At 72.9% G+C, this 13796-nt stretch carries 11 protein-coding genes; 2 read left to right on the top strand and 9 right to left on the bottom strand.

Going from position 1 to position 13796, the window contains the following annotated elements:
• Position 1: 1 nt before the first annotated feature.
• Entirely contained in the window at positions 2-1255 is a 1254-nt protein-coding gene (locus GTY47_RS23650; RefSeq protein ID WP_010046817.1) for a hypothetical protein, read from the bottom strand.
• Positions 1256-1423: 168 nt separating this feature from the next.
• On the opposite strand from GTY47_RS23650, the gene GTY47_RS23645 reads away from it, so the two are divergent.
• Positions 1424-2680: a glycosyl hydrolase gene (locus tag GTY47_RS23645; protein WP_010046816.1), complete on the top strand. Its 1257-nt coding sequence runs from the start codon at positions 1424-1426 to the stop codon at positions 2678-2680.
• 52 nt (positions 2681-2732) lie between these two features.
• Here GTY47_RS23645 and GTY47_RS23640 read toward each other — a convergent pair whose 3' ends face one another.
• The 8 genes from GTY47_RS23640 to GTY47_RS23605 are packed head-to-tail and all read right to left on the bottom strand — an operon-like array spanning position 2733 to position 12128.
• The gene (locus tag GTY47_RS23640; RefSeq protein WP_029181655.1) at positions 2733-3389 is read right to left on the bottom strand and encodes a hypothetical protein; all 657 of its coding nucleotides are present in this window, start codon (positions 3387-3389) and stop codon (positions 2733-2735) included.
• Entirely contained in the window at positions 3386-4534 is a 1149-nt protein-coding gene (locus GTY47_RS23635; protein WP_010046811.1) for a glycosyltransferase, read from the bottom strand. Before GTY47_RS23635 ends, GTY47_RS23640 begins: the two co-directional genes overlap by 4 nt.
• Before the next feature lies 1 nt (position 4535).
• Complete coding sequence (locus tag GTY47_RS23630) at positions 4536-5300, bottom strand: polysaccharide deacetylase family protein (protein ID WP_010046809.1); 765 nt, start codon at positions 5298-5300, stop codon at positions 4536-4538.
• Positions 5284-6981 (bottom strand): lipid II flippase MurJ, encoded by a 1698-nt coding sequence (locus GTY47_RS23625; RefSeq protein ID WP_010046806.1) that lies wholly within the window; start codon positions 6979-6981, stop codon positions 5284-5286. The genes GTY47_RS23630 and GTY47_RS23625 overlap by 17 nt, the downstream gene beginning before the upstream one ends.
• Positions 6978-8318 carry an O-antigen ligase family protein gene (locus tag GTY47_RS23620; RefSeq protein WP_029181654.1) on the bottom strand — a complete coding sequence of 447 codons (1341 nt, stop codon included), beginning with the start codon at positions 8316-8318 and terminating at the stop codon, positions 6978-6980. The genes GTY47_RS23625 and GTY47_RS23620 overlap by 4 nt, the downstream gene beginning before the upstream one ends.
• A 5-nt stretch (positions 8319-8323) precedes the next feature.
• Positions 8324-9751 carry an exopolysaccharide biosynthesis polyprenyl glycosylphosphotransferase gene (locus tag GTY47_RS23615; RefSeq protein ID WP_029181653.1) on the bottom strand — a complete coding sequence of 476 codons (1428 nt, stop codon included), beginning with the start codon at positions 9749-9751 and terminating at the stop codon, positions 8324-8326.
• Positions 9748-10989: a glycosyltransferase family 4 protein gene (locus GTY47_RS23610; RefSeq protein ID WP_010046802.1), complete on the bottom strand. Its 1242-nt coding sequence runs from the start codon at positions 10987-10989 to the stop codon at positions 9748-9750. Before GTY47_RS23610 ends, GTY47_RS23615 begins: the two co-directional genes overlap by 4 nt.
• Positions 10990-11039: 50 nt before the next feature.
• Positions 11040-12128, bottom strand: coding sequence for a hypothetical protein (locus tag GTY47_RS23605; protein ID WP_010046798.1), 1089 nt, complete (start codon positions 12126-12128; stop codon positions 11040-11042).
• A gap of 402 nt (positions 12129-12530) precedes the next feature.
• Here GTY47_RS23605 and GTY47_RS23600 point away from each other — a divergent pair, with 402 nt between their 5' ends.
• Positions 12531-13211, top strand: a complete 681-nt coding sequence (locus tag GTY47_RS23600; protein ID WP_029181652.1) for a hypothetical protein — start codon at positions 12531-12533, stop codon at positions 13209-13211.
• Positions 13212-13796 lie beyond the last annotated feature (585 nt).

The following is a 13796-nucleotide window of genomic DNA, read 5'->3' as shown; positions in this document are numbered from 1 at the left end:
ATCAACTGCTCGCTTTCTCGTTGTCGGTCAGGGAGGGCGAGGCTGCCCGGGGAATCAGCCGGGCCGTCGGTGCCGTCGTCGTCGTGCCCAGCCGCTCACGCAGCCGGCGGGACACGTGCCGGCACCACTGGGCCCACATGACCCGCCCGGGGGCGCGGTCGTCCGCGGCGTACCAGGCCAGTTCACGCCCGCCCGGCGCCGCACGCAGCGCCGCCAGCGGCGCGTAGTTCTCCACCACGAACGCCCGTCCGGCCAGCGGGGCCCCGTCCGGCAGTGGACGGCCCGTCAGATCCAGGTGCAGGGCCCGTACGACGTCCAGGCCCGCGCTGTCCGCGAAGAGCCGGAACTGGGCGCCGGCGCGCGGGTTGAAGTCGAGCAGGTGGTAGCGGCCCGTCGTGCCGCAGCGGCGGAAGTCGAGGTCGAAGACGCCCCGGTAGCCCAACTCGCCGGTGAGCCGCTCGGCCAGCGCCTGCACCTGCGTGTTGGGCGTCCAGCAGCCGACCGCGGTCAGCCCCGCCCCGCGCGGCCAGGCCAGCTGCTTGCGGCCCGGTCCGCCCGCGCGCACGGTGCCCGAGTGGTCGGCGTAGCCGTGGAAGAACCAGTCCCGGTCCGGCCCCGGTGGCAGGTACGCCTGGAGCAGCAGCCGGCTGCCCGCTTCCTCGGTGCGCAGGAACAGCTCCCGGGCCTGTTGCACGGACCGGACCAGGACCGTGCTGCGCAGCCCGCCGCCGGCGGGCAGCAGCCAGGGCCGGCTCCACTTGGCCACCACCGGCAGTCCGAGCCGCCGCATGGCGTCGGCGACCTCCGCGGGACTGTCCGGGATCAGTGTCGTCGGGTGCGGGACGTCGGTGGACGCGCACACGGCGGCCAGTTCCGCCTTGTCGGCGACGCGTTCGGCCACAGTGCCCGGCATCGAGGGCAGGAGGTAGGAAGGGGCGAGTTCGTCCCGCATCCGGCTCACGGCGATCGCGCTCGCGTCGTCCAACGGGACCAGCACTGCGGGGCGCGCGATCGCGTCGGCCACGCGGCGCAGCACGGCGAGAATGTCGTCCGGGGACGCTCCCGGGAGGGGCGGGGGATGCATTTGGCGTACGTAACGTGACGCGCCCACGGGACTTTCCGCGGAATCCGCGACGACGTGTACCTCCACGCCCGACCTGCCGAGCGAACGCGCGGCCCCCAGGGTTCCGTGGTGAAAGGGATTCCGGTCGATCCGCAGCAGCACAGCGGGGACGCGGGTGTCGAGCAGCGACACGAATTCTCTCTTTCTCTTCGATCGGCTCACCCGCACGGGCGAGCCCGGCACTCGAAAGTCGTAATGGTTGTGGCGCTCATGGCTTTTCTGTGACTGACTTCATATGACTGCCCGTCAATAACACAAACGGTGGCAGTAGTCCGGACGAGAGCGAAGAAAGGAACAGGCATGGCCCCACAGCACAAGCGGGCCGGGGTCCGCCGGCTGGCCTTGGGCGCGGCAGCGGTCGCCGCGTCGGCCGCCCTGGCGTCCGGCCCCGCGGCGGGGGTGGGGGTGGCGCGAGCCGCCGATCCTCGGGCTCCGGCACCGAGCCCGACGACGCCCGTGGCCACGCCCTCGGCCCTCACTCCTCCGGCCGTCCCCCTGCCCTCGGCACCCACCCCGGCCACCACCCCGGTGGCGGGCCAGGAAGCCCCGGCCTTCGGTGTCTTCCTCAAGTCCGACGGCCGCGGTGTGGCCCGGATGCCGCTGTTCAGCCACTGGCTGGGCGGCGCGGACCTCCGCGCCGGCCACACCTACCTGCCGGGCCACCGCTGGCGCGACATCGAGGGTTCCGCCGACTTCCTGAAGGTGTGGGCGCACTGGCGCAACAAGAAGGCCGACCGGATGCTCGTCCTCAACGTCCCCATGCAGGAGCGCAACGAGGAGGGCGTCTCCGACAGCGAGGTCCGGCGGCTGCTGCGGCAGGGCGCTGCCGGGGAGTTCGATCACCACTTCCGTGTCCTCGCCGAGCGGCTGGTGGAGTTGAAGGTGCCGGACACGATCATCGTGCTCGGCTGGGAAATGAACGGCACCACGTACACCCATCGGTGTGGGCCGGACCCGGAGGCCTGGAAGAAGTACTGGAATCGGATCGTCACCACCATGCGTTCCGTGCCGGGCCAGAAATTTCGGTTCGATTTCACGCCGAGTCGTGGCGTGGACGCCGTTCCCTGGACGAAATGCTATCCGGGAGACGACACGGTCGACATCATTGGCATGGACTCCTATGACCAGCCGGCCGGGATGTCGTTCGACCAGCAGGTGAATGAGCCCTACGGGCTGCAGCACCACGTGGATTTCGCGAAGGCTCACGGCAAACCCATTTCCTATCCGGAATGGGGTCTCTTCCGCAACGGTGACAATGCCGAGTACATGCGGCGCATGCTCGCCTGGATGGAGGAGCACAAACCGCTGTACAACACGCTGACCGACTACTGCCCGCACGGTGTGTGGCAGTGCGGGGCCAACCCGAGGTCGGCCCACCTCTACCGGTCCGCCCTGTTCGGCCGCACGGACCAGGCGACGCCGCCCCTCACGCCCACGCCGAAGCCGACCCCGCCCAGCACACCGCCGCCCCCGGCGGACTGCACGCCCATCGACCTGGGCAGTTGGGTGGAGGAGTGGCTCGGCGGGAAGCTCTGCCTCCGCTTCGACTGGTGGTAGACCGCGGCGAAACAGCGCTCCCCGGTGCCGTGTCCGGACAGGCCCGCCGCCGTCACCGTTGTCCGCGCACATCGGCGGCGGCGGCCGGGCCGGGCACCGAGGGGGCCGGGGCGGGTTCGTCGTCCTGGCCGGCCTTCCTCGGCCGCGCCAGCAGGACCAGGCCGCCCAGCAGACCGCCCGCGCTCGCCCCCACCAGACCGGTCACCGCCGGGGACGCGGACGTCGGCTCGTTAGGCTCCACCGCCCGCGAGAACTGCACGAGCCGCACATTGGTGTTGCTCCTGGTGTCGTCGGCGTGTCGGGTCAGCGCGCGGGTGACGGCGTTGGCCATGTCGACGGCGAGGCCGGGGCGCGAGGAGGTGGCCGAGACGGCGACCATCGGCGCGTCCGGCGACGTCGCCGTACGCACACTGCGCTGCAGGGTGTTCACGGGCACACCCGCGTACACCTGCGCGTCCCCGAGCACGGCGAGCTGGGTGGCGACCCGGCCGTACGCCTGAGCGAATCCGAGGGCGGCGTCCGGCGTGGACTTCTCGGTCGGTACGGCGATGACGTAGCTCGTGGCCGTGTACGTGGACGGTGTGAGCAAGCCGTACGCACCGCCGAGCAGACCCCCGACGAGGGTGCCGGCCGCGAGCACGGACCACAGCGGAAGCCCTCTGAGACGAGCCAGGGTCGAGCGGCGCTGACGGGGCGGAGTGTCGGTCATGAGGAGGTGGCTCCCAGAGGTGAGAGGGACGGCGAACTGGAGACCGCTGCCGCGTACACGTCCGTCAGACGGGCCGCGCAGTGGGTGATGCTGTAGTGGTGGGCGACCTCCGAGGCCGTGCGCGGCCGGGCCCCGGCCTCGCGGACCTCGGCGATCGCGCGGGCGTACGCCTCGGGGCCGCCGCTCACCCGCCGGGCGCCGGAGGCGGGCGGCCGCACGTCCTCGATGGCCGGACAGGAGGCGTAGAGCACGGGCAGGCCGGACGCCAGCGCCTCCACGGCCGCCAGACCGAACGCCTCCTCCGTGGACGGGGACGCGAGCACGTCCATCGCCGCCATGAGCGAGGGCAGGTCCGGGCCGGGCGAGCCGTCGGGCACGTAGGGCCGCTCGCCGGTGAACACCACCCGGCCGGCCACGCCGGCCTCGTGGGCCGTGCGACGCAGGGCGTGCTCCTCGGGGCCGCCGCCCACCAGCAGCAGCCGGTGGTCGTCCGGGAGCAGGGTGAGCGCGCGGACGAGGACGTCGAACCGTTTCCCCGCGGTGAGCCGGCCGACTCCGCCCACGACCCGGGTGCCCTCCGGCACGCCGAGGTGCCGGCGGGTGTGCTCGCGCCGCTCCGGGTCGAAGCGGAAGCGGCCCAGGTCGATGCCGTTCGGGATGACCTCGATGCGGGGCGCGGGCACGCCCCAGCGCTTCAGGCGCTCGGCCACCGTCCGGGAGACGGCCACCGTCGCCGAACCGAGCCGCTCGCTGGCGAGGTACAGCCCGCGCACCCCCGCCGTCAGCCTGCGGCCCTCCATCTGCGAGTCGCCCAGGGAGTGTTCTGTGGCGACGACCGCCCGGACCCCGGCCGCGCGCGCGGCGAACCGGCCGTAGACGCAGGCGCGGTACAGGTGGGTGTGCACCAGGTCGTAGCCGCCGGCGCGGATCAGCCGGACCAGGCGCGGCAGCGCGGCCAGGTCACGGTTGCCGCCCATGCCGAGATGCGTGACGCGGACGCCGTCGGCCTCGAGGCCCGCGGCGACCGCACCGGGGTTGGTGAGGGTCACGACGTCGCAGTCGACGGGCAGGTGCCGCAGCAGCAGGCGCAGCTGCTGCTCGGCCCCGCCGACGCCGAGGCCCGTGATGATGTGCAGAACCCTCATCTCACAGGCCCTCCACCGGCCGCCGGCGCAACCGGTGCAGCCAGTGCTTGAGGTGCAGGCGCCAGGCCGTGTCCTCCTGGCCGACGTACACGCGCGGCAGGGCGTGCGGGCCGGTCAGCGGGCCGGGGTCGATGGCGCAGGCGTAGGTGTACCCCGCGTCCCGTACGGCCTGGACGGCGCGGGCGTCGATCGTGCCGTACGGGTAGCAGAAGCCGTCGACCGGGGCGCCGGTCAGCTCCTCGAGCTGGGCGCGGCTTTCGGCGACCTCGGCCTTGAGGGTGAGGTCGTCCGCCTTGGTGAGGTCGACGTGCGTCAGCCCGTGCGAGCCGATCTCCACGCCCTCGGCGGCCGCGCGCCGGATGCCGTCCGCGGTCAGGAGCGGCTTGCGCGGTCCGAGCGGATCCCAGGCGTTGTCGCCGCCGAGCCGCCCGGGCAGTACGAAGAGGGTGGCGCCGCAGTCCCAGCGGTGCAGCAGCGGCAGGGCGTCGGTGACGAAGTCGGCGTACCCGTCGTCGAAGGTCAGCCCGACCAGGTTCCGCCCCTCGCCCCGGGCGCGGGCGGCGAGCAGCTCGGCCACGGACACGCCCCGCAGCCCGCGCCGGCGCAGCCAGGCCAGCTGCTTACCGAGCCGCTCGGGCGTGACCGTGATGCGGTACGGGTCGTCCGAGCAGTCGCCCACCGAGTGGTACATCGCCACCCAGGGGACCGGACCGCTGCGCGGGGCCGGGGGTCTGCCGGTGTCGAGGGAGTCAACGGAAGCGGCCATGTGTGAGCCTTCGTGTGACGGCGCGTAGGAAGCGCAGAGCGGACGCGGGACTCTGGGCACCGAGGGCCCAGGTGAGCGGGACGAAGACGAAGGTCACGGTCAGGCAGCCGGCCGCGAGGCCCGCCGCCGGGGACGGCAGCCGGCTCGCGGCGAACGCCCCCGCGGCCGTGGCGACGACCGCGGCGCACACCAGCCTGCTCAGTTCGGCCAGGACCCGCCGGACACGGACCGAGACGCTGTGCGGGCTGTTCAGCCGGCCCGTTCGCAGCCCGGCGAGCAGCAGGGCGGCCGTGACGGTGATGCCGAGGGCGTTGGCGGCGGCGATCCCCGCCACGCCCCAGGAGTGCACGGTGACGGCGCCGATCCAGGACGTCACGGCGATGCCCGCCGCCATCGCGCCGAGGGGGTACCAGCTGGCCCGGCCCGCCGAGAAGTAGGAGCGCACGAGGGCGCCCACCAGGGTCTGGCCCAGCAGCCCGAGGGCGTACACGCGCATGACGTCAGCCGTCGCCGCGGTGTCGCTCGCGGTGAACGCGCCCCGCTGGAAGAGCAGTTCGATCATCTGCGGGGCGCAGGCGATCACCGCGCACATGCCGAGCAGCACCAGACACGAGGCGAGCGCCAGATCCCGCTCCACGCGGCTGCGGGCGCGCGCGGTGTCGCCGTCCGCGAGGGCCCGCGCCACCACCGGGAAGGTGACGGTGCACACCATCAGCGACAGCGTCATCGGGATCTGGGCGACCTTCTGCGCGTAGTTCAGGTGCGAGATGGCGCCGGCGGGCAGGACGGAGGCGAGGAAGCGTTCGGCGAGGACCTGCGACTGGCGGCACAGGGCGAAGAGGAGTACGGCGGCGACCAGGGCGAGTTGCATCGGCCGCTCCCCGACCTCCGCCCCCGCCCTGGCGAGGGGCGGCGCGGGCGACGCCAGTCGCCGCCACAGCGACGGCAGTTGCACCGCCACCATCAGACAGCCGCCCGCCGCGACCCCGACCGCGGCGGAGCGCACGCCCCAGCCTTCGCCGAAGAGGAACATCGCGGCGATGATGCCGGTGTTGTAGGCGACGTAGATCGCCGCGGGCGCGAGGAAACAGCGGTGTGCCCGCAGGGCGGCACTGCAGTACCCGGCGAGCCCGAAGGCCAGCACGCAGGTCGCCGTGATCCGGGTGCAGTCGGCGGCGAGCCCGGGGTCGGGCAGGCCGGGTGCGAGGGCCTGAACCAGATAGGGAGCCGTGGCGGCGATCAGCGCGGCCACCGCGGCGAGGGCGAGGCAGAGCCGGGGCAGGGTGGCGCCGACCAGGGCGCGGACCGGGTCGCCCGGGACGCCCCGGGCGCGGCGGGCCAGCGCCATGCTGAACGCCGGGATCAGGGCGATCGCCAGCCCGTCCTCGATGAGCAGCGTGGCGGCGAACTCCGGAACGGTCCACGCCACCAGGAAGGCGTCCGTGTCGCTCCCGGCACCGAACAGCCGCGCCAGCGACTGGTCGCGCACCAGGCCGAGCAGTGAGCCGGCGATGGACAGCGACGCCGTGACGAGCGCGGCCCTGGCCAGGAAGCTTCCGGAGACCGACGCCGCCGAGGCCGGGTCGGCACCGTCCCCGGCCCTGGTGGCGGCACGCGCCGGGGGCACGGTCGCCGCGTCGTCCGTTTCGGGGCCGGGGGACTGCGAAGGCACCACCGTCATCGCGCCAGGGCCTCCTCGGCGCGTTCCCGCACCTCGCTGCGGGGCGCCTCCACCCGCGCCTCGCCGGTCAGCGCCCACCACGCCCCGAGCCCCAGGGCCACGGCCGTCAGCACGGTCGCGGGACCGCCGATGTCTCCGTACATGAAGTCGGTCAGCAGCCAGACCAGCAGCCCGCAGGCGACGAGCCCGCAGTCGAGTCCCGGGCCGTGGTCGCGGACGCGCAGCAGGCGCCGCATCCCGCACACCAGCAGCGCCAGCCAGCTCCCGGTGAGCGCCAGCAGCCCGATCAGGCCCTGCTCGCTCAGCACCAGCAGGTACATGTTGTGCGGAGACAGCAGCGGCTGCCTCTGGTACACCATCCCCGCGCCGTCGGTCTCGCTGCCCGACGACAGCGCCAGCGTGGCGTGCCCGTCCCGGTACTCGGGGAAGCCCTTCAGCCCGACACCTGTCAGGGGGTGCTGGCGCCAGATCTCCGTGGCGGACGCCCACAGGGTGTACCGGTCGACGACGGACTGGTCGGGTGCGTCGGTGACCTGGGCGATGCTGTCGATCCGCTGCTGCAGAACCGCCGAGCCCACACCGAACCCGCCCACCAGGATGACACCCGCGGCGAACGCGGCCGCCACCACCTTGAGCGCCCGCCGCAGCCCGGCCAGTACCAGCTGGAGGATGCACGTCAGGACGGTCGCGATCCAGGCTCCGCGGCTGAAGGAGAGCGCGAGCGGCAGCAGCAACAGCACAGCGCACGCGGCGGCGGCCACCCGCTGCCGTACGGACAGCCGGCCCAGCGCGATCCCGACCGCGCACACCAGGCCGAGGGAGACCGCCGTCGCCATGCCCATCACGTCGTGCGCACCGAAGGTGCCGACCGCCCGGATGTTCTCGCCCTGGTAGGAGGCGCCGGTCCGGGTGACGAACTGGTGGACGCCGACGGCTCCCTGACACAGACCGAGCCCCACGAACGACCAGGCCACCAACCGGAAGCCGGCCCGGTCGCGGAGCAGCAGCAGCACGGCCGCCGGGACGAGGACGAAGGTCTGCAGATAGCGTCCCAGGCCGGTGAGCCCGGCCTGGGACGAGAACGCCCCCATGGCGGCGAGGGCGAGCCCCACGACCGGCAGGCCCAGAACCACGGCCGCGGCGGGCGACAGCGGGCGCCGCCGTTCGAACAGGAGACGGATCACGCAGTACACCACCACCAGCCCGGAGAACACGTCGGCGGGCCCCGCACCGTCCGGGGTCAGCGGCAGCGCCAGCAGGGCGGGTACGGCCACCACGGCCAGGGCCGGTGTCAGCGCTCCGACGCGGCGGGGGAGCGGTGCAGTTGCGAGGCTCACCTCTCTCAGCTCCCCGTGGGACGTACCACCGTGGCCGCGGTGCGCAGCAGGATGCAGACGTCCTGCCACAGGGACCAGTCGTCGATGTAGGCGTTGTCGAACCGGCAGCGGTCCTCGATCGAGGTGTCGCCGCGCAGACCGTGGATCTGGGCGAGGCCGGTGATGCCGGTCCGCATGCGGTGGCGGACCGAGTAACCGGGGTACGTCTGACCGAACTGCGCGACGAAGTACGGGCGTTCGGGCCGCGGTCCGACCAGGCTCATGTCGCCCCGGAGCACGTTCCACAGCTGGAGCAGTTCGTCGAGCGAGGTACGCCGCAGCATCCGGCAGAACCAGCGCATCTCGTTCTCGTTCGCCACGCTCCACCGGGTTGCCGACTCGTGCTCGTCGACCGGGCGGTGCGTACGGAACTTCAGCAGCGTGAACGGCTTGCCGTTCCTGCCGATGCGCTCCTGCCGGAACACCACGCCCGGCCCGTCGCTGATCCGCAGCGCCACGGCGAAGGCCAGCAGCAGCGGGCTGACCAGCACCAGCAGCGTTCCCGACACGAGAATGTCGAGCGCCCGTTTGGCCGCGCTGCCGCGCCGGGCGGGGGACATGTCCAGGCGCCGGCAGGAGAACCCGGCCAGCCGCTCCCGCGTCGCGTACGACGGGGAATCGGCGTCGACCTCCCAGACCACGCAGCCCGACTCGGCCAGTGCCCGCAGCAGCGGCTCCTGTTCGGCGCGTACGGAGGGGTGGACGGCCAGCACCGCCCGCACCCCGTTCTGGATGACCGCACGCTCGACCTCCTCGGGGGTCGTCAGCACCGGCAGGCTCTCGCTGCCGTCCGGCTGCTCGGCGACGATCCCCACCGGCCGCACACCGCACCGCGGGTGACGCAGTACGGCGGCGGCCACGCGCTGCGCGGTCGCCGCCGGGCCGAGGACGAGTGCGGTGTGCGGGTGCCGCAGCAGCGCGGCGCGCCGCCGCGCGTGCACCGCTCCGCGCAGCACACAGCCGGCCGCCGCGTGCAGGGCAAGGCCCGTCAGCACGGTACGGAGCGTCAACGCGTGCTCCGGCCGGTACGCCGCCAGGAGCGCCGCGAGTGCCAGCCAGGCCACCGCGATGCGGCCGCACACGGCGGGCAGTTCCTCCAGCAGCCCCGGTACCGGCGGCCGCCCGTCGCGCCGGCGCAGCAGCAGCGACATGACGATCAGCAGGGTGACGAGCAGTGGGTGGCGCTGGGCATCGGTGAGCGCCGGCGCGCCCGCCAGGGCGGCCACGCCGTCCGCGACGAGCAGCGCCACGGGGGAGGCGGGACGGGCCGGCCGCCGCGGTGCGGACGGCCGGAAACCGGTGGCGGTGCCGCGCGGCGGCATGACCGAGACTGGTGAGGATCCGTGGTCCCGTGGCGGTACGCCGGGGGAGGGCACGGTACGTTCGGCGGTCACGAGTGGATGGACTCCCTGTACTCGGTGGGCTCGACGCGCTGTGGTGTCCGGTTCGCCTCGGCGCCACGTCCGGTGCCGAGCGGCTGACCGTGCTCAGCGCTGGGGGTGGCGGCGGTCCATGGGCCGAGCAGGTCGCGATAGACGTCCGAGACGGCCTCGGCGGTGTAGCGCACGTCGTGGGTGGACAGCACGTGCCGACGGCCCTGGCTGCCGAGCGACTCGCGCAGCAGCGGATCGGCCAGCAACTCGGTGACGGCCCCGGCCAGCGCGGCCGGGTCCTCCGGCGGGACCAGGCACCGGGCGGCGAAGGAGGGTGGCAGGCTCTCGCGGGCGCCGTCGACGTCCGTGACCACCACGGGCCGCCCGCAGGCCATCGCCTCCAGCGGCGCCAGGGCCATGCCCTCCCAGCGGGACGGCAGGACGACGAGATCGGAGGCCTGGTACCAGGGGGAGGCGTCGGCGACGGCTCCCGTGAACACCACGGATTCCGGGGCGCCTTCGCGGAGCCGGTCGTGGTCCGGCCCGTCGCCGACGAGGACCAGGCGGGCGTCGGGCACCTGCCGCACGACGGCTTCCCACGCCCGCAGCAGGACGTCCTGCCCCTTCTGCCGGCACAGCCGCCCCACGCACACGGCGAGCGGTGCCGCCGGGCGGATGCCGGCGAGCGGGGCGAGCCCGGCCCGTACGGCGCCCGCGGGGGCCGGGCGGAAGCGCTCCGGGTCGATGCCGTTGGGGACGACGGTCCACCGGCCGGTGATCCTGGCGTCCATGCCGGTGGCGCGTTCCGCCTCGCTCACGCACACCACGCGTGAGGCCCAACGTGCCCCCCAGCGTTCCCATAGGAGCGCCAGGGCCGCGGTGCCCCCGCTGACCGCTTCGAACGACCAGGCGTGCGGCTGGAAGACCGTCGGAATCCGCCCGCGTACCGCGAGCCGTCCGGCGAGCCCGGCCTTCGCGCTGTGCGCGTGCACCAGATCGGGGCGCACCTCGTCGATCACCCGCGCCAGGTGCCGCACCTCCCGGACGAGCGACGTACCCGGCGACCGTGTCGCGTGCCAGTGCCGTACGCGCGCGCCGAGCGTCCGCAGCTTCGTGGTGAGCGCGCTGTCGGGGCAGGCCACGGTGACGTCCAGGCCGTCCGACAGTTGGGCGCGGACCAGATCCGTCACGACGCGCGCGACGCCGCCGTCCACCGGTTGGGTGAGGTGCAGGACTCTTGGGAGGGGGGCGGTGTGCATGTGGGCGGATTCCTCGCTCGCGAAGGTGTTCGGGGCGGGCGGCGACGGAGTCACCGCCGTGCGTCGACGGCGGCGAAGAGCACGCCGGCCCACGCCGCGTCCTGCTGGGAGTGGAGCCGGAAGGTCGCTTGGTCACCGGCCTGCTGCAGGCCACTTCCGAGATCGAACACGTCGGAGTCGTAGCCGAGGTTGTTGGCGTGCGCGGGCACCCGTGCCGCATCCGCCCCGGGCTCGCTGATGGTGGAATTGAGGACGTCGTCCCGGGGGTTGGCGGCGTTGGTGAGGGCGAACTCGGACTGGCCGGTGGTCACGGTGAGCGAGTCGCCGGTGGTGCCGCGGTCGCCGTTGTACGTCACCAGGCCGGCACGGCCCCACGCGCCCGCGGCGAAGCCCAGATCGGTCATCCGGATCTCCTGTGCCGCACCGGGCCTCAGCGGGGTGAAGCCGTCCCAGAGCGCGAGGTGACGCAGTGGCTCCGACGGGTTCTCGTAGGCCACCACGAGCGTCCAGCCACCCCACGCCCCGGCCGCCGATCTGCCCATGGCGATGTTGATCTGCGCCACGGTGTACAGGCCGGGCCCGCCCTCCCGCACCAGCCGTGTCACGTCGGCCGAGGCCTGGAAGGCGTCCATGCCGTCCGCCACCCGGTGTCCGACCGTCGTGTCGGCGAGCAACTCCTTGTACTCTCCGCCGGGTTCGGCGATCAGCACGCGCTCGTTGTCCTGCGGCGGCTTCTGTTCGCCCACGCGCAGGTTGCCGCCCCAGTAGAGGCGCGCGTACGTCACCCGGGAGGCGTTGGGGAGGCGGACCTCCGCGCGGGAGGAGTTGTAGGTGTTGGGGTCGCGGTCGACATCGACGTAGAACATGTCGAAGTCGCCGTTCACACCGGACCCGCCTGCCTGGGCGTCCGGGCACGAAGGCGCCTGGGCCGTGCGGCAGGTGATCGACGCGTTGGCCGCGCGTACGATGCCGCCGTGCTGGAGCGTGCGGTACCGCTCGGCGAAGCCGAGGCTCTCGGCCTCCGGCGCGGGCGCGGCGGCCGGAGCGGCGGCCGGGGAACTGCTTGCTGCCCACACGGCCGCAAGGGCCAGGACGCCCACGGTCGCGCGGCGAAACACGGGGCCCAGAGAATGGCGCATGACCGGTCGTTGCCCTTTCGGAACAGGTGGCCGTGGCAGCAGTGCCACGAGAGCGATGTGTCCGCGCTGAGAAGTGCGTCGGGCGGTTCGCAACTCTAGTCATCAATCGGACATAGTCGAAGAAATTCGGTGAAGTCTGACAAGTGTGTCGGAATCGTGAAGCAGCAAGTCCTTGCTGGTTCCGGCCGTCGCCTCCGGCCTCGGTCAGCGCCTCCATTCGGGGGAGGCCGGTGCCTTGCTCCGGCAGGGGCCGAGAAGGGGGCGTCCTGACATACCGTCTGATCAGGGCGGGCACGGCGAATGGGGGAATTGTTAAATCCCGAAAAGCCTATGAGCGGTTGCGGGAAGTCGCGGGCGCTTTCACGGTGGGCTCAAGATCCAACGCCGTCGAAAGGAATCTCCATGTGTGCTCTGCCCGCACGGCGCATCGCGTCCAGCGCCCTGTGCGCCGCCCTTCTGGTCGGGATCACCGGCCCCGTAGCCATGGCGGCCGACTCGGCTCGCGGGCACGCTCATGTGGCGCCCGACGCCCGGCTTCCCGGCGCGGATGCCCGTCTCGCGCAGATCGACAGACTCAACTGGGGTGAGCTCACCCCGGTCGCCGACCTGCTGCACGCCGTGCTCCGGAGCGACGGCCGACTGCCCGCGTCCGAGGCCAGGAAGCTGGGAGCCGAAGCGAAGGCCGCCCTGACCGAGGCGGCCGCCAAGGGCGAGCGAACCTCGATGACGTCGACGGTCGTGCTGTTGCCGGCTCCCGCCCTGCCCGCCCTGGTGCCCGGGGCGCCCGACCGGCGCGCCGCCGACCCCGTGACCGACCTGCTGGACCTCGTGCTGGGAGCTGTCGACAGTCTCCTGCAGGCCATCACCTCCGGTGTCGGCGGCATCCTTCCCTCCGTCGACGACCTGCTGAACGGGGTGGACGACCTCCTCGCCGGACTGATCGGAGGCAACCTGCTTCAGGACGATTCCGTTTCGTCGCCGTCGTCCAGCACGTCGTCGACATCGGTGCCGACGACGATGCCCGCGGCCGTCACGTACCCGGCCGTCCCGCTGCTGACGCGGGTGGTGCCGCCGGCCTCCTGAACCGCGTCCAGTCGTGGTGCCGACCTCAGGGAGCGGCGCCACGACTGTCGTTCTTCCCGCCCGACTTCGCGTATTCCTCCGATTCATTTTCCGTTCCGTGGCCCGGTCTGTTAATAGATCTCGTATGAGGTATCGGCAATCTTGGGCATCTCCGGTTTCCGCCCAGGCCAGGGCTCGTTAGGCACGGCGACAGAATTCCCTCCGGCGACGCGCGTTGCCGAAGAAAGGAACACGATGAAGTCTCTGAAGGCTGCCGCCGTCTTTGCCGGGTCCTTGATCGCTGCCGGTTCCGCCACACCCGCGTTCGCCCAGGACGCCATGGTCGCCCCGAGCGCGCCGGCCGCTCAGAGCGTTCCGGACGTGCAGGCTGCCCCGGTCGCCCAGAGCGCTCCCGTTGCTCAGGCCGCTCCGGTTCAGAGCGCTCCGGCTGTTCAGAGTGCTCCGATGGCTCAGCCCGCCCCGGCTCCGGTCGCTCAGCCTGCCCCGGTTGCGCAGCCGGCTCCGGTTGCTCAGCCCGCCCCGGCTCCTCAGCCGGCTCCGGTTGCTCAGCCCGCCCCCGCTCCGCAGCCGGCTCCGGCCGCTGAG

This window comes from Streptomyces sp. SID5464, from assembly GCF_009862985.1.
Taxonomy (GTDB): Bacteria; Actinomycetota; Actinomycetes; order Streptomycetales; family Streptomycetaceae; genus Streptomyces; species Streptomyces chartreusis_D.
Note: the sequence above shows the minus strand (reverse complement) of the source record. Positions and strands in the feature narration are given on the sequence as shown.

Coding starts and splice junctions, on each gene's coding strand:
- GTY47_RS23645 (WP_010046816.1), top strand. CDS start 1,424: ATGGCCCCACAGCACAAGCGGGCCGGGGTCCGCCGGCTGGCCTTGGGC.
- GTY47_RS23640 (WP_029181655.1), bottom strand. CDS start 3,389: ATGACCGACACTCCGCCCCGTCAGCGCCGCTCGACCCTGGCTCGTCTC.
- GTY47_RS23635 (WP_010046811.1), bottom strand. CDS start 4,534: ATGAGGGTTCTGCACATCATCACGGGCCTCGGCGTCGGCGGGGCCGAG.
- GTY47_RS23630 (WP_010046809.1), bottom strand. CDS start 5,300: ATGGCCGCTTCCGTTGACTCCCTCGACACCGGCAGACCCCCGGCCCCG.
- GTY47_RS23625 (WP_010046806.1), bottom strand. CDS start 6,981: ATGACGGTGGTGCCTTCGCAGTCCCCCGGCCCCGAAACGGACGACGCG.
- GTY47_RS23610 (WP_010046802.1), bottom strand. CDS start 10,989: ATGCACACCGCCCCCCTCCCAAGAGTCCTGCACCTCACCCAACCGGTG.
- GTY47_RS23605 (WP_010046798.1), bottom strand. CDS start 12,128: ATGCGCCATTCTCTGGGCCCCGTGTTTCGCCGCGCGACCGTGGGCGTC.
- GTY47_RS23600 (WP_029181652.1), top strand. CDS start 12,531: ATGTGTGCTCTGCCCGCACGGCGCATCGCGTCCAGCGCCCTGTGCGCC.